Source organism: Streptomyces millisiae, assembly GCF_031845425.1.
GTDB lineage: Bacteria > Actinomycetota > Actinomycetes > Streptomycetales > Streptomycetaceae > Streptomyces > Streptomyces millisiae.
This window is the reverse complement of sequence record NZ_JAVREM010000007.1, coordinates 43,157-66,248: the sequence shown is the minus strand read 5'-3', so window position 1 is coordinate 66,248 and position 23,092 is coordinate 43,157. Positions and strand designations below refer to the sequence as shown.

At 69.3% G+C, this 23,092-nt stretch carries 15 protein-coding genes; 9 read left to right on the top strand and 6 right to left on the bottom strand.

Annotation, left to right across the window (positions count from 1 at the left end):
* Positions 1-91: 91 nt before the first annotated feature.
* Positions 92-4,030, bottom strand: a complete 3,939-nt coding sequence (locus RNC47_RS09540) for a LamG-like jellyroll fold domain-containing protein (protein WP_311597337.1) — start codon at positions 4,028-4,030, stop codon at positions 92-94.
* 652 nt (positions 4,031-4,682) lie between these two features.
* Here RNC47_RS09540 and RNC47_RS09535 point away from each other — a divergent pair.
* Positions 4,683-6,656, top strand: a complete 1,974-nt coding sequence (locus RNC47_RS09535) for a glycosyltransferase family 4 protein (protein ID WP_311597336.1) — start codon at positions 4,683-4,685, stop codon at positions 6,654-6,656.
* Between the two features lie 509 nt (positions 6,657-7,165).
* Here RNC47_RS09535 and RNC47_RS09530 read toward each other — a convergent pair.
* The 5 genes from RNC47_RS09530 to RNC47_RS09520 form a co-directional block, all read right to left on the bottom strand.
* A complete protein-coding gene (locus RNC47_RS09530; RefSeq protein ID WP_311597335.1) occupies positions 7,166-8,470 on the bottom strand; it encodes a site-specific integrase in 1,305 nt (434 codons plus the stop codon).
* Between the two features lie 32 nt (positions 8,471-8,502).
* Positions 8,503-8,715: a helix-turn-helix transcriptional regulator gene (locus tag RNC47_RS37595; protein ID WP_394814740.1), complete on the bottom strand. Its 213-nt coding sequence runs from the start codon at positions 8,713-8,715 to the stop codon at positions 8,503-8,505.
* A gap of 387 nt (positions 8,716-9,102) precedes the next feature.
* On the bottom strand, positions 9,103-9,786 hold the full coding sequence (locus RNC47_RS37590) for an XF1762 family protein (protein WP_394814739.1): 684 nt from the start codon (positions 9,784-9,786) through the stop codon (positions 9,103-9,105).
* Positions 9,783-10,721 (bottom strand): DNA methyltransferase, encoded by a 939-nt coding sequence (locus RNC47_RS09525; protein WP_311597334.1) that lies wholly within the window; start codon positions 10,719-10,721, stop codon positions 9,783-9,785. Before RNC47_RS09525 ends, RNC47_RS37590 begins: the two co-directional genes overlap by 4 nt.
* Positions 10,718-11,464, bottom strand: coding sequence for a hypothetical protein (locus RNC47_RS09520; RefSeq protein ID WP_311597333.1), 747 nt, complete (start codon positions 11,462-11,464; stop codon positions 10,718-10,720). Before RNC47_RS09520 ends, RNC47_RS09525 begins: the two co-directional genes overlap by 4 nt.
* Positions 11,465-12,028: 564 nt before the next feature.
* Here RNC47_RS09520 and RNC47_RS09515 point away from each other — a divergent pair.
* The 8 genes from RNC47_RS09515 to RNC47_RS09480 all read left to right on the top strand — a co-directional run bounded on the left by RNC47_RS09515 (position 12,029) and on the right by RNC47_RS09480 (position 23,022).
* On the top strand, positions 12,029-13,045 hold the full coding sequence (locus RNC47_RS09515) for a hypothetical protein (RefSeq protein WP_311597332.1): 1,017 nt from the start codon (positions 12,029-12,031) through the stop codon (positions 13,043-13,045).
* Positions 13,046-13,155: 110 nt separating this feature from the next.
* A complete protein-coding gene (locus RNC47_RS09510; protein ID WP_311597331.1) occupies positions 13,156-13,479 on the top strand; it encodes a pilin in 324 nt (107 codons plus the stop codon).
* A gap of 180 nt (positions 13,480-13,659) precedes the next feature.
* Entirely contained in the window at positions 13,660-15,339 is a 1,680-nt protein-coding gene (locus tag RNC47_RS09505) for a hypothetical protein (protein ID WP_311597329.1), read from the top strand.
* Between the two features lie 12 nt (positions 15,340-15,351).
* Positions 15,352-16,452, top strand: coding sequence for a PrgI family protein (locus tag RNC47_RS09500; RefSeq protein WP_311597328.1), 1,101 nt, complete (start codon positions 15,352-15,354; stop codon positions 16,450-16,452).
* A complete protein-coding gene (locus RNC47_RS09495) occupies positions 16,449-18,329 on the top strand; it encodes a VirB4 family type IV secretion system protein (RefSeq protein WP_311597327.1) in 1,881 nt (626 codons plus the stop codon). Before RNC47_RS09500 ends, RNC47_RS09495 begins: the two co-directional genes overlap by 4 nt.
* Before the next feature lie 76 nt (positions 18,330-18,405).
* Positions 18,406-19,254 (top strand): GP88 family protein, encoded by an 849-nt coding sequence (locus RNC47_RS09490; RefSeq protein ID WP_311597325.1) that lies wholly within the window; start codon positions 18,406-18,408, stop codon positions 19,252-19,254.
* A gap of 28 nt (positions 19,255-19,282) precedes the next feature.
* The gene (locus RNC47_RS09485; RefSeq protein WP_311597324.1) at positions 19,283-21,808 is read left to right on the top strand and encodes a helicase HerA domain-containing protein; all 2,526 of its coding nucleotides are present in this window, start codon (positions 19,283-19,285) and stop codon (positions 21,806-21,808) included.
* A gap of 59 nt (positions 21,809-21,867) precedes the next feature.
* On the top strand, positions 21,868-23,022 hold the full coding sequence (locus RNC47_RS09480) for a replication-relaxation family protein (RefSeq protein WP_311597323.1): 1,155 nt from the start codon (positions 21,868-21,870) through the stop codon (positions 23,020-23,022).
* Positions 23,023-23,092: the final 70 nt, after the last annotated feature.

The window sequence follows — 23,092 nt, the reverse complement described above, 5'->3', positions numbered from 1 at the left end:
GGAGAGACCCACCGGGCAGCTGTGAGACCACGGGTCGTTCGTCGCTGGATGGGTGCTGGTGGCGACGCGGTCCACGCCGCCACCAGCAGGGTCACGAGTCGGACTGCTCGGGTTGTGGCGGCACCTCGGTCGCCGCGTCCCTCGGGCCGAGACTCAGTTGCGCTATCTGGTCGTCAGTCAGGACGCCCTGGATCGCCCAGACGTCGTCTACCGCGCCCGGCCATGGCTCTCGCCACACCCCGCCCGTCATGGATCGACCGACGTGCAGGCTGCTCTGCGCAGCGAAGGGGAACACGTCGCCGGCTCGGGAGTCGCTTGGAGCGCAGTTCGTCTCCTCGCTGTCGAGGCACGTCACCTCTTCCAGCGCGCCGTCCACGTACAGTCGTGCCTCGGCGGCGAAGGCGTCGTAGACGAGAGCCAGGTGATGCCACTCGCGGACGTCGTACAACCGGCTGTGGCCGACGCGCGTGGTCGTCGCGGTGGAGTCGTCCCGGTCGGACAGGGTCACCTGCCAGCGTCCGAATCCCTCCTGCTCGCTGTCCGGTTCGAAGCGGACAGCGAAAGCACTCTCACGTTGCCCCACGGCGCTGAGCACGGAGGCGGCGGCTGCCGGCGGGGAGGCGGCCCGGGCGAAGGCGGTCACGGTGAAGCTGCCGGCGGTGTCGATGGGGACGTCCGGGGCGTAGGCGTAGCCGCCACCACCATCGACGTACAACGATGCCTCGTCGACGAAGCCTGGACTCACGCCCGCTCCGCCCCAGAGGAACAGGTCATTGCCGTAGGTGGTGGCGTCCGGCGAGGAGGCGGGGCTCCCCGTGCTCAGGTCGTCCAGCTGCCAGCGGGCGCGGACGATCGGCGCCTGGTGGTAGATCTGCTGTACCTCGTACGTGGTGAGGATCCGGTCGAACACCCGGACGTCGTCGATCGTGCCGGGGAAGAAGGACCGCAGAGCGCCGCTGGACTGGCCCGCGCCGATCTGGATGGCCTGGTTGGCGTGGAACGGGGTGTCCAGGGTGACGAAACCCACATCCTCCCCGTCGACGTAGAGTCTCAGCGTCTGTTCATAGGCGTCATGGACCCCGACGAGGTGTACCCACTCGCCTACCTGGGCTGTCTGCCCGTCTGGTTGCATCACGCGCACCGGCTGCGCGTCGGCGGTGTTGTCGCTGTACTGGTTGAACGCCCAGCGGTTGTAGGCCGACGAGTAATACAGCTCGAACCCGGGTGCGAGAGTCCCGGTCTGCGTAGCGACAACGGCCGCGCCCTGCGGGGTGCGGTCCAGTCGGGCCCAGGCGGACACCGCGAAGCTTCGCTCGGTGTTGACCATGGCGGTGCCGGTGCTGGCGTAGCCGTCGGTGCCGTTGAGTTGCAGCGCACGGCTGTGGACCCCCGGGACGCCGGCCTGGGCGCCGCCGTGGAAGCTCACCGGGAGAACATCCGGAGCTGCGGAGACTCGCTGGCTGCCCGCTCTCTCGTCCAGTGCCATCAGCGCGACCGCGGGACGGCCACTGGTGTGCAGCCGCTCCTTGTTGTAGAGCCGAGCGATGTGCGAGGTCTCGGAGGCCATGTAGAGGTCGAAGACCTGAACTTCGTCGATCGTGCCGGGGAAGAACGACCGTGGCTGGCCACTGGTCTGACCCGCACCGATCTGGAGGAAGCCGCGGGCGTTCCACGCCTCCGCGTACGAGGTCGAGCCGGCCAGCCGACCGTTGACGAAGAGCCGGAGCAAGTCGCCCCCCGGATCGTAGGAGCCCACCAGATGGGCCCACTCACCGGCGACCACGTCGACCCCCGAGGCAAGGACCCGAGCAGTGCTCGTCTCCCCCTCGCGGTCGTAGCGGTACTGGTTGAACGCCCAACTGTCCTGGGTGGCGGAGTAGTAAAGCTCGAACCCCGGCTGGTGTGTGCCCGCCTGGGTGGCGACGACAGCTGCGCTGGTCGGCTTGTGGTCCAGCCGCACCCAGGCCGATACGGAGAAGGCCCGGTCGGTGTCGATCACAGGCAGCGTCGTCCGGGCGTAACCGGACGTGCCGTCGAAGCGGATGCCGGTCCCGACGGCGCCCGCCACGCCGAGCGTGGTCCCGCCGCTGACGGTGGCCCATCGCGTCGGGACAGTGGCGGAGGCACTCGAGGCCGAGGATGTCTCGTCGAACTGCCACCGCCCTCTGGCCGGCGCCCCGGCGGCCGCACGGAACTGGTAGGTCACCTCCTCCGAGGAGTAACGAGCGGCGTCCTCGGCGATGACATACAGCCGGTGCGGTCCTGGTGCGTCCGGCACCAAGTCCACGGTGCGCGGTGCGCCTCCGGTTGTGGCGATCCGCTGCTGCGGACCGTCATCCAGACGATAGACGTACGCGACCACGTCGGTGTCGGAGGAACTGAACGTGAACTCGCCGTAGTGCCCCGCGCCCTGGTACCAGGGACTCGCCTGACCAGGCGTGATCGACGGATAGTGGGCCGAGGAGACTTCCGGCCCGGATGGTACCGACAAGTCGTAGACGAAGTGGCAGGCGTGGTTGCCGTTGCCGCGGTAGGACCAGGGGCTGTAGGCGTATCCGTCGTAGGACCGGGCGAACCACTCGATGACGACCCCTTCGGGTAGGTCGTCCGGAAGAGGCACGTCGAAGTAGGAGCCCGAATCTCTGGGGCCGACCCGACCGGACTCCCACCGCACTATGTTGCCCCGGCCGTCGCCGGCGTCCCAGCGCGCGGCGAACTCGACGGACAGCGCGCCGCCGTCGGGATCGGTGACGGGATCGGCGAAGATGTCGCCGAGAGTGTGGACGTATGCCGGGTTGCTGGCTGGTCTACAGGCGCCGCCGCGGCTCATGACCAGTTGCGAGGGCTCGATCTGGTCGGGCACCCGGTTGTAGAGGACTGTCAGGTGAGCTCGGTCGGAGAAACGCTTCCATGACAGCGGCTCGGTCTCATCGGCGGCCTGAAGGCCGAAGGTGAGAGTGGAGCGGCCGTCGTCCGCCGCGTCCTGTACGGCGTCTCGGACATCGAACTCGGCCTGTGCCGCGCCGCAGCCGTCGTAGCCGTAGGAGAAGGTCTCCGTCTCCAGACGTTCGATCCAGAAGGAGCCATTGTCCTGACTGTTCCAGGTGGTGTTGGCGTTGATCCCGGCGGTACGCCACAACTCCACGGCTTGCGGCGTGCAGGTCGCCGAGTGCACGTTGCGGACCGAGAACGTCGCCTCGATGATGCGGGCGTCGGAGAACGTCGAGACGGGTATGCGGTACATCAGCCGCTTGACGTCCTGCGGCATGCAGGTGGCCCATCCGCAGTAGCCCATGCCCGCGTTGCTGGAGCCGTTGAACTTCCACTGGGGTGACGATGCCCAGTAGCGGGAGACCATCGTCCAGGCCGTCGACCGGGGACTGTGCCACTGCGGGTCGATGTACACCGGGTAGACGGTGTCCTCACCGAGCAGCACATCCTGGTCCGGGGTGAGCGTCAGCGCGTCCTGCTCGTCGTTGATGTCCGCGCCGACATGGGCCATGTTGGCGGACTCGCCTGCTCCCGGAGGTCCGACGGCGGCTTCGTCGTCTGCGGTGGCCAGCGTCGCGGCCTCGGTTCCGCCACTCGAGTCCCACATCAGGGGAACCGGAGCTTCGAAGACAGCGGTGTCGGCGTTCTCGTCCAGTGCCTCGATGCCACCGCTCTCGGTGACCTGGGGATCGACGCCGGACGAGGCGAGGCCGAGGCGCAGCTCGGACAGCGCGGAGTTGGCAGCGGCCTCGGCCGAGTTGACGACGATCAGCTGGCTGAACCCGTCCGGCTGGGCAGTCAGTCGGAGGTCCACGTCCGGCAGAACATCGCGGTACAGCGCGGTGTCTCCAGCCAGCTCCGGCTCAGGCAGTTCCTCGGGCCACACCAGCGCCAGCTCGCGCCCACTGCGTTCGAGCTCCACCAGCGGACCGTCACCGCCACCGGAGAAGTTCAATTGGGCCGTCGCCGCGCGTGGCCCCACCGAGCCGTCCTCCCGGACCTCGAGATCGGTGTCGACCGCCTCCCACTCGCCGTCCACCCGCGCCCACACCGGCCGCAGGTACTCGTACGCCTCGAGGAGCCCCTCCGGGGTGGCGAACACCTCGGTCGTCTCGCCGCGCAGGGACTCGACCTCGACGTTCTCGCCCGTCTCCGCCGCCTCGGCCAGGGCGATGGCCTCGGCGGTCTCACTCACCTCGCCGGGCGCCTCGGTCGAGCTGGTGGCGGTGGCCGGTTCGGCAGCGGCCTCCTCAGCCGTGGCGATGGCGAGAACCGGCAGCAGACCAGCCACCAACGCCGTCGCCAACACGGCCGATCCGGCACAGGCGTTACCTCTTCGGCGGAACAACCCCACAGATCCCCACCCTCACCACGTATCGCGCACATGTCATACGAGAGGGGACCTTAAGACGGCCCACACAAAGATCACAGATGAACAAATCACCCAAAGATCACCAAGTTCCGGTAAAGGAGCGAACAACTGTGTGACAAATTCCATGTTTGACCGCAGAGTTGCCCCGATTGATCATTTACGCCCAGTTACACATGGCCACCGCGAGACCCCCCAGGTCAGCACGGGTTCTTGTCGAGTCCATCGCACAGCCATCTCTGTGTCACCATCAGTTCTGCATGACAGATGCGACCAAGCCGTAGGGGTGCGGCTTGCGACATGTGACCAGTGGGGGGCTGACGTGAAGATCACGTTTCTGCTGAACAACGCCTACGGGATCGGGGGCACGATCCGCTCGGTGGCCAACCTGTCCGGCGGGTTCGCCGAGCGCGGGCATCAGGTGCGGGTCACCAGCCTCTACCGGCACCGGGACACCACCAGCTTCGCCTTCGATCCACGTGTCCCCATCGAGACGTTGATCGACCAGCGCGAGGGCTCGGCCGACCTGGCCCTGCCGGAGGCCACCGCACCGAGCGAACTCCTCCCCGCCTGGCACGAGGGCGTCTCGTTGCTCAGCGACCGCCGCATGGCCGAACATCTCGCGGCCGTGGACGCCGACGTGGTCATCTCCACCCGACCGACCCTCAGCCAGTACCTCGGACACTTCGGCAGCACCCGCTACCTGCGCGTCGGTCAGGAACACTCCACCCTCGGCACCCGCAAGCCGGCCGCCCAGCAGCTCCAGTTGGCGTCCGTGCCGCTGCTCGACGCCTTCGCACCGGTCTCCGAGCAGGACGCCGCCGCCTACCGCGAAGCGCTTCCCGGGATCGCCGAACGCGTCGTGTGGATCCCCAACTCCTCGATCCTGCCCGCTGTCACGCCCGCCACCGGGGACAGCAAGGTGATCGTGGCCGCCGGGCGCCTGGTCGACCAGAAGCGCTACGACCGACTGATCGACGCCTTCGCCCTGCTCACCGACGAGTTCCCCGACTGGCAGCTGCGCATCTACGGCCGCGGCCAACTCCGCGCCGATCTCCGCGCCCACATCGACCGACTCCACCTCGGCGACCGCGCACGGCTGATGGGCGCCGTCTCCCCCATCGAGACGGAATGGGCCAAGGGCTCCGTCGCGGCCGTCACCTCCTGGTGGGAGTCCTTCGGCCTCACCATCGTCGAGGCCATGGCCTGCGGCGTCCCCGTCGTCTCCACCGACTGCCCCACCGGCCCGGCCGAGATCATCACTCCAGGACACGACGGCCTCCTCATCCCCGAGGACGGCGGCCCCCACGCCATCGCCGAGGGCCTGCGCAGCCTGATGAAGGACGACCAACTACGCCTCCGCATGGGCGCCCACGCGCTCAAGACCGCGCAGCGCTACGCGCCCGACGTCATCGCCCAACGCTACGAGAAGCTGTTCGCCACGCTCCGGCCACAGCCCAAGGGCCTGACCGCCCGCCTGCGCGGCCTGTTCACGGCGGGCAACCGCACCGCGACGGCGCCGGCCGAATCCCCCGAGACAGCGGACCCGACCCCGCCGGCCGCCCACGCCGTCGCCCACTCCGACGGCAGCCTCACCGTGCACATCACCCCCGCGACCCACGAGGACCACTTGGTCCTGCGGATGCGCGGCAACAGGAAGCGGCAGATACGCCTCCCCCTCGACCGCGACGGCCGCGCCACCGTGGCCCGCGACGCCCACGACCTGGCCGAAGGCCGCTGGGACGCCTTCCTCGACTCTCCCGACGCGCCCAAACCACAACGCGTCACCGCCCGCCTCGTGGAAACCGCCGCCCTCGTCACCGCCCGCCCCGCCACCCGCAAGAACACCGTCGGCGCGTGGATCCCCTACACCACCAAGGACGGCAACCTCACCCTCCGCGTCTGGCGCCGGCCAACCCACGCCGAGGTCACGGCCATCGAGACCAGCGCGACCACGTCCACCGTCACCGTCGCCGTCCACCCGGCCCACACGCCCCTCACCGGCGCCAAGGGCCACACCGAGGACGGCCCCTCGCTCGACCTCCCGCTCGCCACGGCGAGCGCCGGCGCCCACACCCTGACCATCGACCACACCCGAGCAGACACCCCGGCCACCTGGCGCCTCGTCCTCACCACCCGGGACGGCTCGTCCATCCCCCTCACCCGCATCGCGGGGGACACCGCCGACCGCAAGAGGACCGACGTCTACCCCACCACCGACCACGGGGACCTGTCCGTGAGGCTCGCCTTCACCACCGACAACGAACTCACCCTCACCGCGGCCCGTCCCGCATAGGACCGCTGTCACGTGGGGGAGGGCGCTTGCGTGGCGCCCCTCCACCAGAAACCGAGGACTGTGCAGGGACCACTCAGAGCAGTGACGCGCACCCACGGCGTCCGCGTTCCCGGTCCGGTGCCGCGCCCGAAGGGAGCGGAAAGGGACGAGAAAACACCCCGAACAGGCAAGGCGCCCGGAACCGCCCCAGGCACGGAGCTCTGACCTGCGAAAACGCAGGCGGCGGACGAGCCGGCCTGTACGCCGGGCACAGTGAGGGTGCCCCTCAATGCAGCTTCTGACCTGCGGCTTTCCCTAGTTCGCCCTGACGCGGTGCACATCGAGTGCACACCCGTCGGAACCAGGTGCGGCGCAGCGACAGGAGAGGGGCATGCCTTGATCACGGATCCCACCTCTCTCCTTACGTGCCAAGCGTCCGCTTCAGCTGTTGATCATTCGACCTGAGGGCCCCTCAGCCGGGTGCCTTCATCTTCAGGCTACTGCGGTCGGCGCGGTCGTCTGTCGTCCTGTCATCTTGCCGCAGTTTCCCGCTCCGCCCGTGGAACCAGGGCGGCCTCCGGCAGGCCAGGCGGCGCCGGAATGCCGTACAGCTCTTCGAAGGACGCAGGAGCGTTCTCCCAGTCCACGTCCCAGATCAGATAGCCGTAGGTATCCAGCGTCTCGCCTAGACGAGCGTGTCGCATGCGAGCTTGAACCTTGCGTGGTTCAAGCCCCGAGGCTACTAGCACCGCGTCGACGAAGTGCCGTAGATCACGGAACGTCGCACCCTCGGGGATCATGATGCCGCGGGCTCGTACTCGTTCCTTGGCCTGGTTGAACGCGCGACACAACGCGTTCTCCCTCACTGGGGTCCCGTACCGGGTAACCGTCACCAGGTCGTCATACTCTGCCCGAAGTGGTGCCAGGCCCCGACGTTCCCGCTTCCGCAAGGCACCTTCTGACAGCGGAGCGCGCCAACGCGCTACGTGCGCGACGTACTTGTCCAGCAGAAAGGATCCAACGGGCAAGAACGCCGTGCTCGCTTCGGTCTTCAGCGGCGCGGCCCTGCCGCGCTGCCTCTGCTCCTCGACCAGTTGCTTGCCTCGAGCAGTCTCCATGTCCGACCGGCGTACCCCCGCAGCCTCCATGGACCTCAGGGCCTGCAACGCCCCGTACCAAATCATCATCTCGTACCGGGGGTAGATCTCTTCAGCCAAGGCAACGACGTGCTTCCAAGTCAGCCGTATCTCACGGTTCTTCGCCTTGGGGAGACGGATACCGGCTACCGGATTGCCCTCCATATAGCCGTCCTCGACGGCCATCGACAGCAGCGCAGAAAGCGACTTCTTCACGCCGGACCGAGTGCTGTCCGGCATGCCTCCGGATTTCAGGGCGGCCAAGAAATCCCGGTATTCTCCACGCTTGACAGTGTCGATGCGGCGCTCGCCGAGCACGGGTATCACGTGCCCCCGCAGCCGGTACCGGTATGTGTCCACGGTCCCTGGTCGGCCTTCATGCCGGGATAGGAACGTCTCTGTGTACTCGGCGATGGTGGGGGTCGCAGACTTCTTCCTCTGGCCGCGGTGCGGGAGCGGGTCACGGCCCTCGTCGACTGCGGCCCGTTGGCTTCGCTGGTAGGCGGCAGCCGCCGTCTTCTTGTTCTTAGGGAAGTTCTTCGACCTCTGCTGACCGTTTCTGTCCCGCCAGCGAGCCTGCCAGCGCTTTTCACAGCCGTGGTCTGAACTTGGCACCAGGCCAGGGTGTTCGGGGCACTCGGGTTCCCCTTCCCTGGGGCGGGCCTTGTGCCATCGGTCGTACGGTTCCTCCGTGGTCACGTGTTGCTCCGGTCGCTTTTTTTGCGGGCCTTCTACGAGGCTCGCGGTATGGATTCGATGTAGCGTGCGACGTCAGATTCCCGGTAGCGCAGAGCACGCCCGCCCATTCGGAGCGGCTCGGGTCCTCGCTGCTCCACCTCCCAACTGCTCGCCCAGTTGTAGAGGGTTTTGCGTTTCACGCCGAGGCGGTCTGCGGTTTCCTGTGCCGTGAGCAAGCGCTCATGGGGGCGTGCGGGCCTAGGCATGGGGTACCTCCGAGGCTTGAGCATCTGACAAGCTCAGTTGGCCCCTGGCGGAGTTGATTTGCTGTCTCTTCTGTCTCTCCGGCAACGGTTCGACCTTCTGCCGGGGTACGTCCCGCTGCGGCAGCCCGCGCACTACAGCGGCGCAGACTACCGGGGCCGCTGCAGAGAGGGTGAGCGGATAGCGCGTGAAATCCGGCCGCTTGGGGCACGCAAGGGCAGCATGCCGCTTTCCCACTCGGCACTTTCGTCGGGGCGCGGCTTCCTTCACATGAAAGCTCAGGTCAGGAGGGTTTTCAAGTCCGGCTTTGGAGTACCGACTGAGTGAAATGACGAGTAGCCCAGGGGTATGGGCAGCGGCGTGTGGAGGGCCGGTTGACACGTACTCATTCATCCCGTCTCCCGGGGGTGAGCCTCAGGTGACCGCCCATTCCCCTCAGGTCGGTTGGCAGGGGCAGCTAACCTGCGTCCGACTTCCCAGCGGGTGCGGGCTACGGACCGTCGCTGGGGAAGCCGACGGCGGCCGGGGCGGTCCCAGCCTCGATGGGCGGGCAGGTTGGCGATTACGCGGAACCCTGCGGCGCGCAGGCTGGCTCCGGTCTCACCGACTGCGTATCGCCGGCAGGGGCAGCCTGTGTGAGTGCAGCCATCCGGTTGTGGCGGCAGGTATGTGCCGGATTTCCCTGCTGTGGGACAGTGCACGTCCTGGGTGTGTTCGCAGGTACGGCATACGGCGTGCTGTGTGTAGGTGACGAGGCGTCGGTATCCGAGTGCTTTGGCGGCGCGCCAGGCGGCTCCGTAGAGCTTGGAGTTGGCGTTGGGTGTGCCGTTGGTGCAGGTCCGGGTGACTTCGGCGGTGCGGCCGTCGTCCAGGTGGCGTGCCAGCGGTCGGCCGACGACGGCCACCCCAACCAGGATGTCGTCGGCGGCAACGCCGAGGGCGACCTTCATGCCCTGTGGCGGTGGGTGATGGCGGTGATGGGCCGCGATGAACTGCTTGGCCTGCCGGAACGTGACCGGCACGATCTCCAGTGCCGAATGGGCCGCACCCGTCACGGGATCACGTTCCTTCATGCTGCTGTCTCCGCGAGCTCGGTGGCGGATTCCGAGGTGGGGCGGCCAAGGAACTCGGGGGCGTCGGCGTTCCGGAGTGCGGAGGCGTTGGCACAGGCGTGCGGTGCGCGGAAGACCCACACGTCATGGTGGGCGGTGGCGGCGATGGGGTGCCCGGTGATGCGCTGGAGGCGGGCGATGGCGGCACGCTGGGCGATGGACATCTCCACACGCACGTCCTCGTCGTTGAGTGGGGCGACGAGGGCGACGCAGCGAGCGACGAGGGCCAGTTTCGCGGTGCGGGCTGCGGCGGTGATCTGCGCGGGACCGTCCAGCAGGTATCCCTCCCGCCGTCGCGGGCGGGCAATGACGACCACGTGTCCGTCCGGGGCGAGTAGCGGTCGGCACCGGTTCAACAGCTCGGCGAGTCGGTTGGCTCCGGTGGGAGTTCGCCGATCAGAGGGCCGGGCCGTTGCCGGCCGATGCGGCGCGGTGGGGTGACGCCAGGAGGTCAGGATGAGGTCGACAGCGCCTGCCGCGGCGAGTTGGTTGTGAGGTGTTGTCTGGTCCAGGACCATGCCGTCGGTCGGCGGACTCTGCCTGGCGTCGTGGTGGCGGCGGGCGGCGGTGAGGTTGGCGCGGGCGGTGTTCCACCAGCGGCGCCCGGATGCCAGACCGATGGCGTGCCGGCCGGCGCGGACGGCTTCGACGAGGGTGGTGCCGGCTCCGCAGTCGGGGTCGAGGACCGTGTCGCCGGGGCGGGTATAGGCGGCGATGGCGAAGGCCGCGATCTGAGGGCGGATACGCAGGTGATCACGGGCGGTCTCGGGGGCGTAGCCGTGCTCGGCGGGTTCCTGCGGCTGCTGGCCGGTGGGCCACACGATGGGCACGGCCTCGGGCTCGGGGCATGCCCCGGGATCGGCGAGGGGCGGCCGGAGCGGGAAGCTGGCGTTCATCGCCGCGCCTCCCGGGGGTGGCTGAACAGCAGGACGCCGCAGTAGGCCTGCCGCGCCTGGCGACGGAGGGGTACGTTCTTGATGGCGCTGGGTGTGCCGGTGGAGACGATCACGAGGCGGTCGAGGAGGGCCAGTCCCAACTGATTCGCCAGGTGCATAAGCAAAGGCTCCGGATCCATCAATCGCCCCTGACGCCGACTACTGTGTGTAATTGCGGCGAGGACACCGGTCGGGGTCAGCAAGCGGTCCCAGGGAACGACGTCGGCCCAGTCGGCAGCCTCAGGACCGGCGATCATCAGGACCAGCGAGTGGCGGTCCGGTCCGCGCGGGTCTGTGTCGCCGGGGTCCGGGTGGGTCCGGGTCAGGGGCCGTCGGGCGACGGACTCTTCGTGGTGGCGGGGTCCGGAGTCAGACTCGGACTCTTGGCGCTGCGCGGTCCGCATGATGCTCGGGTTGGTCAGGGATGCGACCGTGCGGACCTCGGTCGGTCGACCTCGCCGGGACACGGACTGGGCGACGTCGAGCAGTTGGGTGAAGCCTTCGGCGTCGGACGTTGGTGGAGCAATGAACTGAATGCGATCATTCGGCCGGGTGTAGAGCGTGACGATCTGCCGGATGGCTTCTCGAACCCAGCTTGGCGCCCTTCCCTCGCCGTTCCTGGGGCAGTCCGCGGTGACGGTCAGAACGGACGTCGGATGGCCGCGGGAGCGGCGGCGGGCGATGCGCGGTGGTGGTGAGGTCATGGGCACGGCTCCGGTCGGGCGAGCGGTTCTAGTCCTTCGCCTATAGAGACCGGATTGGGGGCCAGTTTTGGACAACAGCCTCTCAAGATCTTTTCATCGCCGTCGTCCGCTACCCCCTCTCAGGGCAGGTGGGCAGCCCGGGCGCCGCCCCCCTTCCGCCCGTAAAGCTCTGGCCGTCACCCCCTCAAGCGAGCCCCAGACCACCCTCCGTCAGGGTTACTCCACAATCGTCCACGGCTCGACTCACCGCTGGCAGGAGCAGGCAGGGTAAAGGGCCCTCAGAGTCCCCCAGCGCGATCACATCGGGCCAAGAAACTCTTACAGATCGCTTAAATGTGCAGGTCAGAGGCCCTCGGGATCAACTCGTGCTCCGGTGTTGATTCCACTGTTAAGAGGGCGTCCGGAAATCTCAGGGCCGGGCTCCTGTAAGAGTTTCTTAATAGGTGACGGGATGGCACTGCTTGAGCTCCATCTCTCTCGTTGTCGTCTTCTTGTCGGTTTCTTGTTGCGGAGGTGGATTGCTTGAGGGCGTCGTTTTTCTTCCTCGTGTGAAGGAGGCGCCCGATGACGAGAACGAGTCAGACAGTCGCCGCCCAGGTGAAGGCTGCTCGGGGTCCGCTGGAGGTCGCCCGGGAGTGCTTCGTCTGGCTGGTGACTGGGCCCAAGCCGCTGTCGGTGAACGGCCGGATGATCTCCGGCCTACCCAACCGGTTGATTCCGCTGGATGAGTTGCGAGACCGGCTGATGCATCGCCGCTGCCCGCAGACGGCTAGGGACGCGGCGTGGGCGGAACTGGTGCGTCGCTCCCGGCGGCAGGGAGCCACCTGGACGCTGGCGTGCGTGGGGATGGCGCTGCCGGCATTGACCTCGGCCGCGGGGTGGCTTGCGGCCCGTTACCCGGATCAAGACGCTTTCGATGTCCAGGCCGAGGTGCTCACCGGCTACCTCAACGCGCTGCCCACGATCGATGTTGAGCGGCCGCAGCTGCCGGTGCGGCTGCGGTGGGCGGCCTTCCGTGCCGGGCTGGCCGCGCTGTCCGGCGCGCTGAATGCGCCGATGCCGGTTCCGCCGGGGTTTCGGTCCGCCGCACCGCGTCCGCCGTGGGGTCACCCGGACCTGGTCCTGGCCCGGGCGGTCCGCGAGCGGGTCCTGACCCGGACCGAGGCTGATCTGATCGGCGCCACGCGTCTGGAGGATGTTCCCGTCGACAGGTGGGCGATGGAGCACCAGTCCTCCGTGCAGTCCGCCTACAAGGCGCGCGGCCGTGCCGAGCGGCGGCTTGCCGACTACCTGGCCAAGGGCTCCGGCAGCGTGGACCCCAGCGACCCGGTCGCCACCCACGTCGCCGACCGACTCACCCAGCGGGAGAGTCCGTCTGGCACCCGGTCACGGCCTGGCGGACTGTCACGGTCAGTAGCTGCGGCCACAGATGCCGCTGAGGTGGCCTGTGCGGACGAAAACAAAAAAGTTCAGGGCCTGTTGTCCAAAAACGGCCCAAAATCCGGGCTCTCTATACGCGGGAGGAGAACGCCCGCGAGCCCGGAAACTCCCCCATCTTCGGAGGTGCCGCGATGCGCCTGATACCCGGACACCGCCCCCACCGTTCCAACCCACGCTCGGCCCGGACGACCGCCCCGTGCCCGCCGGCCATTCACCGCCCCGGCCACGACGTGCAGCACAGGCGCTTGCCTGTGACCGTCACCGTCGCGGCGATCGGCATGTGCGCTTTGATCGCTTCCCCCGCGCATGCTCGAGCGTCGGCTGAGGCACTGGCCGCGGAGGACTCCCTCGACGCCGTGTTGGACAACATCCGTAACTGGATCATGGGCATCGCCGCCGCCCTGGCCACGGTGATGCTGTCGGTCGGCGGCGTGATCCGCATGCTGGCCGGCGGTGACCCAGGCGAGATCGAACGCTCCAACCGTGCCTTCAAGGCCGCGGCATGGGGCTACGGGATCGTCGCTCTCGCGCCGCTGGTGGTGGAGATCCTCCAGGGGATCGTGGGCGGCGAGTAGCCGATGTCCGTCCGGCTGCCGCACCCCGCCTGGCCCCGCCCGGCGCGCCCCCAACGAGGAGGGGCGACCGGGCGGTGCCGGCGCCGCCCACGGCTGCCGCAGCTGCTGGGTGCGGCAGCCGTGACGCTGTTCGCCCTGTCCGGCGCAGCCCACGCCGCACCCGAGCCCGCCCCACCCACGATGCCAGCTACCACAGCGGCGGTGGCCGCGCCGGCGGATGAGCATGATGAGCCGTCCTGCGACCCGGTCGAGGACTGGGACTGCATCCCGCAGCCGGACCCCAACCCGCCCGGCGGCGACACCCTCGAGCCGGACGACGGCGCCGACGAGGAGATGGAGGACCTCGACGACGGCGGGCCCGGCGGGTTCGCCGGGTGGGTCTTCGACGGGATCACCTCGGCGATCAACGCGTTCTTCACCGGGCTGGCCACCGCCGCGCTCAACCCCCTGCTGGAACTGCTGGGCAACACCTTGCTGACCACGCCCACACCCGACCAGCTCCCCCATGTGGACGCGCTGTGGTCGCGGTCCTGGCAGATCGTGCTGGCCTCCTACTCCGTGCTGGTGATGGCCGCCGGGATCATCGTCATGGGCTATCAGACCGTCCAGACCCAGTACTCCGCCCGCGAGATCGCGCCCCGGCTGATCCTCGGCTTCCTAGCCTCGGCCCTGAGTTTGTTCTTCGCGACCCGGATGATCGTCATCGCCAACGCGTTGACCGGTGCGTTCCTGGACCCCGGGATCGCCCCGGAGGCGCCCCGTGTCGCCTTGACCGATCTCATTTTGAGCTCCATGGACAGCAGCAACATGTTCATGGTCTTCCTGGCCCTGGCAGTTGCCGGATTCCTCGTCGCGGTCCTGGTCACCTACGTGGTGCGGGTCGCGCTGACCACCATCCTGCTCGCTGCCGCACCGCTGGCCCTGATGTGCCACGCCCTGCCCCAGACCGACGCCATCGCCCGCTGGTGGTGGCGCGCGTTCTCCGGCCTGCTGGCCATCCAGGTCGCCCAGTCCCTGACCCTGGTCACCGCGCTGAACGTGTTCCTCTCCAGCGACGGGTTCACGTTCCTCGGCACGACCCCCGGCACCGGGACGATCAACATGATCGTCTCCCTGGGGCTGATGTACATCCTGTTCAAGATCCCCTTCTGGATCATGGCCGCTACCCGGCTCACCAGCGGCCGCCCCTCCTTGGCCGGCCGCCTCGTGCGCGCCTACCTCACCTACAAGACCTTCGGCCTGCTGCGCGGCGGCGTGACCGCCACTCGCGCGGCCCACTCCGCCGGGTCGATGGCGCCCACCCGCCGTCCACCTTCGGGAGGTCCCCCGACCATGCCCGCTCGCCGCCCAGGCCCGCGACGCCCGCCCGGCCAGCCGCTGTTCCTGGCACCCAACCAGCGGCCCGCGCCCCGCCCCTTCCACACCCCCACCGCTCCCGGGCTGCCCACCTTCCAAGCACCCGGCGGACCTGCGCATCCAGGATTCCTCCGGGCCAGCGCACCGTCCGGTCAGCCGACCTTCCACGGCCCTCACTCCGGAGCTCCTCGCCCTCACCCCAACCGGACGAGCGCACCGCCCGGTCCGCCGGTCTTCCTCGCGCCCCAGGCCGGCCGCAGCACACCGCCCCCGCGGGGACGGCCCACGGCACCGGTTCCTGGCCGGCCACTGTTCCAACAGTCCGGCACCCCGGCCACCTCCGGGCCGCCGAGCCATGCCCCCCAGGCACCGGCCGCGCCTACCTTCCGCTCCCCCGGCTCTCTGGGCGGAGGGAACGTTCCGCTACCGCCCCGCGGCCGGGCACCAGCCCCGACGACGTTCACCTCCGCGCCCCCGACGCCGCGCACCTCGAAGAAGAGCTAGGAGGACGCAATCGTGAGTACTCCGGTGCGGATACCGGCGGATGTCGAGCGGGAGGACACCGTGCTGGCCGGGCTGACCGCCCGCCAACTGCTGCTCCTCTCCGGCGCCGGCATCCTCTTGTACGCCTTCTACACCGCTACCCGGACCGTCGTTCCGCTCGTCGTGTTCCTGGTCGCCGCAGTGCCTTTGGGCGGGGCGGCGGTGCTGTTGGCGCTCGGCCGGCGCGACGGTGTTCCCCTGGACCAGTTGCTGCGGGCCGCGATCCGGCAGAACATCGCGCCGCGCTACCGCATCGCCGCCCCCGAAGGCATCCAGCCCGCGCCCGGGTGGCTCGCGGCCCGCGCCGTCCCCGCTGACGACCCCGAACAGGCGCCCGGGAAGGTGGCACCGGCGCCGCTGCGGCTGCCCGCCGAGGCCGTGGCTGAGACCGGGGTCATCGATCTGGGCCGGGACGGCATGGCCATCGTGGCGGTCTGCTCGACGGTGAACTTCGCCTTGCGCACCCCGGCCGAACAGGAGTCGCTGACCGCGGCGTTCGGACGCTACCTGCACTCCCTGACCGCTCCCGTCCAGATCCTGGTGCGCGCCGAACGCCTCGATGTCTCCGCCCAGATCACGGAGTTGCAGACCTACGCCCCGCATCTGCCACACCCCGCGTTGGAGCACGCCGCCCTCGAACACGCCGAGTACCTCACGCAACTGCGGGAATCCAGCAACCTGCTGCGGCGCCAAGTCTTACTCATCGCCCGCGAACCCCTACGCACGGCAGGCCCTGCCGACCCTTACACCGCCGGTCCCAAGGCAGCGCTGAGGCGCCGCGCCGGGAAGCGGCAGACCGACCCAGACGACGCGGCACGGCGGTCGGCCGAAGCCCGGCTCATGCGCCGGATCGAGGAAGCAGTCGAGCTGCTCGGGCCGGTGGGGATCACCGTCACGCCACTGGACGCCGGGCAGGCCACCGCTGTGCTGGCCGCCGCGTGCAACCCCGACAGCCTCCTCCCACCCTCCTCTCACCTGGCAGGCACCCACGACGTCATCACCACCACCCCACCGGACGAGGACGACACCGCGATGGACTCCTTCCAGACGACGCACTGGGGTGAGGAGTCATGACCCGACGCCCGTTGTTCCGCCCTCGTCCCGCGCCGGTGGCCCGGCAGCAGGGTGGGGAGAGTGGCGCGTTCGCCCCGGACGCACTGGCGGTCGGTGCCCGGCACCTGGAAGTCGGCGGCGAGCACGTAGCGTCCTTCGCAGTCGTCGGGTACCCGCGGGAGGTCCACCCGGGATGGCTGCAGCCGCTGCTGACCTACCCCGGCCGCATCGACGTTTCCGTGCACATCGACCCCATCGACCCGGTCACCGCCTCGAACCGCCTCAAGCGCCAGTTGGCCCGGTTCGAGTCCGGCCGCAGGTCCAACGACGAGCACGGCCGCCTGCCCGACCCCCACGTCGAAGCCGCCACCGAAGACGCCTACGACCTTTCCGCCCGCGTCGCCCGTGGTGAAGGCCGCCTGTTCCGCCTCGGCCTGTACCTGACCGTCCACGCCGCCAGCCGCGAAGAGCTCGGCTCGGAAGTCGGCGCCGTCCGGGCACTGGCCGCAAGCCTGCTCCTGGACGCCAAGCCCGCCACCTACCGCTCCCTGCAGGGCTGGGTGACCTGCCTGCCGATGGGCCTGGACCTGCTGTCGATGCGCCGCACCTTCGACACCCAGGCCCTCGCCGCGGCCTTCCCCTTCACCTCCCCCGACCTGCCGCCGGCCGACCCTACCTCGGTCGCCGCGCCCACCGGTGTGCTCTACGGCTACAACATCGGCTCCCAAGGACTGGTCCACTGGGACCGCTTCGCCTTGGACAACCACAACAGCGTCATCCTGGGGCGCTCCGGAGCCGGCAAGTCCTATCTCGTCAAGCTCGAACTCCTGCGCAGCCTGTATCGGGGGATCGAGATCTGCGTCATCGACCCCGAAGACGAGTACGCCCGCCTCGCCCACGCGGTCGGCGGCACCTACGTCCACCTCGGCGCCGAAGGAGTGCGGCTCAACCCGCTCGACCTGCCGATCCATGTGCGGCCCGACGGGCGCCGCACCGCGCCCCGTGACGCACTCATCAGGCGGTCGCTGTTCCTGCACACCGTCCTCGGGGTGCTGCTCGACACCGCGCTTACCCCGGGCGAGCGGGCCACCTTGGACCGAGCAATCACCGCCACCTACCAGCATGCCGGCATCACCGCCGACCCGCGCACCTGGACCCGCCAAGCTCCCCTGCTCGCCGACCTCGCCCACGCTCTCCGACAAGCAGATGACGCCGAAGCCTCCGGGCTGGCCGCCCGACTGCACCCATACGTGGATGGCGCGTTCTCCGGCTTGTTCAGCGGACCCACCTCCACTCACCCCGATGGCCACCTCGTTGTCTTCTCCCTGCGCGACCTGCCAGACGAGCTCAAGCCCATCGGCACCCTGCTCACCCTCGACGCGGTATGGCGCCGGGTGTCCAACCCGGCCATCCGCCGACCACGCCTGGTTGTCGTCGATGAAGCCTGGCTTCTCATGAAGGACCCAGCCGGCGCGGACTTCCTCTTCCGCATGGCCAAGGCGTCCCGCAAGCAATGGGCCGGACTGACCATCGCCACCCAGGACACCGCCGATGTCCTGACCACCGACCTGGGCAAAGCCGTTGTCGCCAACGCGGCCACGCAGATCCTGCTGCGCCAGGCATCCCAGGCCATAGACGAGATCACCGCCGCCTTCAACCTGAGCGACGGCGAGCGCCAGTTTCTCCTCTCAGCCGCCCAGGGCCAAGGCCTCCTCTCGGCCGGCACGCAGCGGGTGGCGTTCGAGGCCATCGCCTCACCGGCCGAGCACCAGCTGATCACGACCAACCCCGCCGAACTCGCCGCCTACGACGACGAAACAGGAGCTACCCCTGCGGCTGACGACGGCCGGGACCCGTTCGTCGACCTGGGCCCCGCCGAAGACATCCCAGCGAGCTGACCCCGTCATCTTCAGCATGCCGCGAGCGCTCGGCCGCGGCCTGACCGTATCCCCGTGATGTGAAGGGCGATCCTCTGTGCCTTCCGCCGAACCTCATCCACCCCCGGCCGGCGCTCGTCCGGCGCGGCTGCTGACCCAGAACCGCGAGATGCGGGCGATCGGGGTCTGGAACTGGACCCTGCCCGCCTGGGCCGGCCGCCTGCCCGACGGCCGTACCTACAACACCTGCCCCTCCGCCGGAGTCTGCGCCCGGGTCTGCTACGCCCGTCACGGCACCTACACCTGGCCCCAGGTCAGGGCCAAGCATCACGCGAACCTGCAGTTCGTGCTCGATGACCTGCCGGGCTGGGAGCGCGCGATGACCGCCGAGCTGGGGGCACGCCGATTCCGTGGCACCTGGATCAGGGTTCACGACTCCGGAGACTTCTTCTCCGACGCCTACCTGGGCAGCTGGCTGCGGATCATCCGCGCCCGGTGGGCGGTCAACTTCTATGCGTACACGAAGGAGATCGCGCGTTTCAGGGCCATGGTCGAGCCTGACCCGCCGGACAACTTCCTGTGGGTCTACAGCTACGGCGGCACCCAGGACAGCGACCTCGACCCGGCCGTCGACCGCGTCGCCGACGTCTTCCCCGACGAGGACGCCATCGCCGCGGCAGGCTGGCATTCCCAGGAGGCGAACGATCTCCTCGCGGTCCTCGGGCCGCGTTTGGTCGGCATACCGGCCAACCGTATCCCGCACTTTCTCAAGCGCCTCGCCGGCCGCACCTTCCGCACCTGGCAGCAGGAGGTCGACGCCGAACGCACCACCCGAGCCAAGGCCTCCGGCCACCGCCGCGGGCTGCGGCTGCTACCCGGCGGCAACACCACCGCCCACCCAATGCCCGATGGGCAGGCGGCCGATCGGCAGGACCAGGCTGCGTAGATCGCCAACTGCCGGAAGGGAGGAAGTGATGTCGCGTCGTCTCGCCCGCGCGTTGTCCGGGCTCCCAGGCTCCCGGGCAGAACCCACCACGCCATTGGAGGAATACCTGCGCGACCCGGCCGGCGTCCTCGAGCACCTCGTGGATGGCGTGCGGCAGTGGGCCGCCGCCTGGGGCCTCCTGGCCGGTGTCCTCACCGCCGCCGCCATCGCAGCGCTGACTGGGGGGTGGGTGTGGTGGCGGCGCCGGTGCCGTCAGCGCATCGCCGCTGACGCCCGAGTGGTGCGCGTGTTCCCGCCTCCAGAGGTGGACGCGGACGGGGCCGCGGCGATGTGGGCCAACCTCGTCGGGCTGCTGCGTCCGGCCTGGCACAGGCACTTCACTGGACAGCCCCACGTGGTGTGGGAGTACGTCGCCGATCGAGAAACCGTCCACATCCAGCTGTGGGTCCCCGGTCTGGTTCCCCCTGGCATGGTCGAGCGCGCCGTTGAAACGGCCTGGCCCGGCTCCCACACCCGCACCGCCCCCGCCACCGCCCCAGTCCCCGTCACGGTGCCAGACGGACACAGGCTCCAAGTGGCCGCCGGCCAGCTGCGGCTCGGCCGCACCGAGGCCCTGCCCATCCGCACCGACTTCGCCACCGACCCGATCCGCGCCCTGCTCGGTACGCCCGCCGGACTGGGCCAAGGTGAGCGAGCAGTGGTGCAAATCCTGGCCAGGCCGGTCGCCGGGCGACGCGTCCGCGTCGCCCGCCGCGCGGCGCGGCGCCTGCGCGCGGGGCGCTCACCGCACATAGTCAGCGGTCTGCTGGATCTGCTGCTGCCCGGCCCTTCTCGTTCCTCGCGTTCTCGCCGGACGACGACCGTCCAGGACCGTCAGATGGCGCTGGAGACAGCCGCCGAGGACCGGGCGATCGTCGCTAAGGGGCGCGGCGCGAAGTACGAGACGTTGGTCCGTTACGCCATCACCTGTCCCGTTCCGGCGGCCACTGACAGGCCCGCCGGCCCACAGGTGGCGGAGCGGTTGCGGGGGCGAGCCCATGCGCTGGCGGCAGCATTCGCCGTTTTCAGCGAGCACAACTACTACCGCCGCGCCCGGCTGCGTCGGCGCCGGACACTCCCCTGGCTGGATGAGCGGCGGCTGGACCGCGGCGATCTGCTCTCCGTCGAGGAACTCGCGGTGCTGGCGCACCTGCCGTGGGACGCGGATGTCCCACAGCTGGAGCGGGCCGGGGCCCGCGCTATCGCACCACCGCCCGGCGTTCCTGCGGGCGGGGCGGGGGTCAAGCTGATCGGGAGGGCGGATGCCGGCCGGGACCGGCCGGTGGGCCTGCGCGTGGCCGACGCCCGCCACCACCTGCATGTCCTCGGCGCCACCGGATCCGGCAAGAGCGAGCTACTCGCGCGCATGATCCTGGACGACGCCGATGCGGGGCGGGGTGTCGTGGCCGTCGATCCCAAGGGCGACTTGATCACCGATGTACTGGCACGGCTGCCAGAGGACCTCGGCGAGAAGGTGGTGCTGTTCGACGCCGACAGCAACGCCCGTCCACCCGTTCTCAATCCACTGGAAGGTGCGGATGCCCCGCGCGTCGTCGACAACCTCGTCAGCATCTTCTCCCGCGTCTACGCGTCCTCCTGGGGTCCGCGGACCGATGACATCTTGCGGGCCGGCCTGCTGACCCTGCACGCGCTGCCGGGTGTCCCAAAACTGTCTGACCTACCGAAACTCCTCACCATCCCCGCCTTCCGAGAACGCGCCATGGCCCTGGTCGACGACGACCTCCTCAAAGGGTTCTGGACCTGGTACGAGGAGTTGTCCGCCCCGGCGCGAGCCCAGATCATCGCACCGCTGATGAACAAGCTCCGCGGCTTCCTGCTGCGGCCGTTCGTCCGCGCCGCCCTGGCCGGCGGCACCTCCACCGTCGACATGGACCAGGTGCTCAACGCAGGGGGCATCTGCCTGGTCCGTATCGCACGGGACGCCCTGGGCGCGGAAACCTCCAACCTCGTCGGCTCTCTCATCGTGGCCCGCACCTGGCAGGCCACCGCGGCCCGCGCCCACCTGCCCCAAAGCCAGCGGCCCGACGCCAGCCTGTACCTGGACGAGGCCCACAACTTCCTCAACCTGCCCTACCCACTTCAGGACATGCTCGCCGAGGCCCGCGGCTACCGGCTGTCCATCACCCTGGCCCACCAGTACCTCCGGCAACTCCCCAAAGAACTCGAAGAGGGCATCTCCACCAACGCCCGCACCAAGATCTTCTTCAACTCCAGCCCCGAGGATGCCAGGCTCCTGGCCCGCCACACCGCCCCCCGCCTCGCCGAGCACGACCTCGCGCACCTCGGCGCGTTCACCATCGCCGTCCGACCCGTCCTCCACGGAGCCGACGCACCGGCATTCACCGCGGTCACCGAGCAACTCCCGCCCGCGATCCGCGGCCGCTCCCGCGCTATCCGCGCCGCCGCTCGTCACAACGCCCAGCCCCGATCCGCTACCGCCCCGCTGGCCAAGGCGCCCCGGGCTACGACGGTCGACCCGCGCCGCATCACCTGACCCCAACCAACACGGCCGTTCGCACCGACCCGTACCGCTATCCCGATGTGAGGTTGCCCGTGATCACCAACCCACCCCAGCAGCGTGCCCTGCGCGGCCACCGCCCCGCCCGGCCCACCCCGCGTCTTGCCGCCAGCGGCGCCCACCTGGCCCGCCTGGCCGGCAACCTCACCCCCCGCGACCGGTGGCTGGCCCGCATGCTCTACACCTACCGCGTCTTCACCACCCACCAGATCGTCCAACTCGCCTGGCCCACCGCCCGGGCGGCCAACCTGCGCCTGCTCCAGCTCTTCAAGTGGCGGGTCATCGACCGCTTCCAACCGTTCATCACCACCGGCTCCGCCCCCATGCACTATGTCCTCGATGTCGCCGGAGCGGCAATCCTGGCCCGCGAGGACGGCCTGGAGCCCAACGCGCTGGCCTACCGGCACGACCGCGCCATCGGCATCGCACACTCCCTGCGCCTGACCCACACCGTCGGCACCAACAGCCTGTTCACCAGCCTCGTCCACCGCGCCCGCCAGTCCGCCAGTACCGAACAGCTCACCGCTTGGTGGCCGGAGACGCGCTGCGCGCAGCACTTCGGCGACATCGTCCGCCCCGACGGCTACGGGCGCTGGCATGACCGCAACACCGGATCCATCGAGTGGTTCGTGGAGTACGACGCTGGCACCGAGCCACTGGCGAAACTCGCCGGGAAGCTCCTGGACTACCACCGGCTCGCGCTCACCTCCGGGATCACCACCCCGGTGCTGATCTGGCTTCCGACCGCTCGTCGAGAAGCGAATGCCCGCACCGCGCTCGCCGGCATGCAGGCCAGCCTGGAGGATCCCGCGCTCGTCCCCGTCGCCACCACCAGCGCCGACTACGTCCCCGGGGGCCAGAAGGACTTCGCCTCCGCCCGCTGGCTCCCTCTGGAATCCCGCCGCATCGCCGTCCGCCTGCCCCTGGCCGAACTCGGCCATGTCTGGACCCATCTCCCGCCCCTGCCGCACTCCTCGCACACACCCGCAGCCCAGGGCACGACAGGACTACGCCCGCCAAGCCCGCACCCACCCACCACGGGTAGTTCACGTAATTGCCCGCGTCAGATTGACAGGACCCCCGCTCCAGAGAGATCCAGAGCGGGGGTTCGTTGCTGTAGGCGAGGGGTGCGGCCTGGGGTAGGTGATGACCTATCCGCGTGTCTGCTATGCGTCTTTTTATCCGATTGATGGGGCTGCTCGGAGGCTGCTCGATCGCCGCGTGGGAGGGGTGCTGCCCGGTTTCTGGGCAGGGCGGGGC

Bases quoted from the DNA above. Each gene is read 5' to 3' on its own strand.
- RNC47_RS09520 (WP_311597333.1), bottom strand. From the start codon at position 11,464: ATGACCTCACCACCACCGCGCATCGCCCGCCGCCGCTCCCGCGGCCAT.
- RNC47_RS37590 (WP_394814739.1), bottom strand. From the start codon at position 9,786: ATGAAGGAACGTGATCCCGTGACGGGTGCGGCCCATTCGGCACTGGAG.
- RNC47_RS09485 (WP_311597324.1), top strand. From the start codon at position 19,283: ATGTCGCGTCGTCTCGCCCGCGCGTTGTCCGGGCTCCCAGGCTCCCGG.
- RNC47_RS09495 (WP_311597327.1), top strand. From the start codon at position 16,449: ATGACCCGACGCCCGTTGTTCCGCCCTCGTCCCGCGCCGGTGGCCCGG.
- RNC47_RS09515 (WP_311597332.1), top strand. From the start codon at position 12,029: ATGACGAGAACGAGTCAGACAGTCGCCGCCCAGGTGAAGGCTGCTCGG.
- RNC47_RS37595 (WP_394814740.1), bottom strand. From the start codon at position 8,715: ATGCCTAGGCCCGCACGCCCCCATGAGCGCTTGCTCACGGCACAGGAA.
- RNC47_RS09505 (WP_311597329.1), top strand. From the start codon at position 13,660: ATGCCAGCTACCACAGCGGCGGTGGCCGCGCCGGCGGATGAGCATGAT.
- RNC47_RS09525 (WP_311597334.1), bottom strand. From the start codon at position 10,721: ATGAACGCCAGCTTCCCGCTCCGGCCGCCCCTCGCCGATCCCGGGGCA.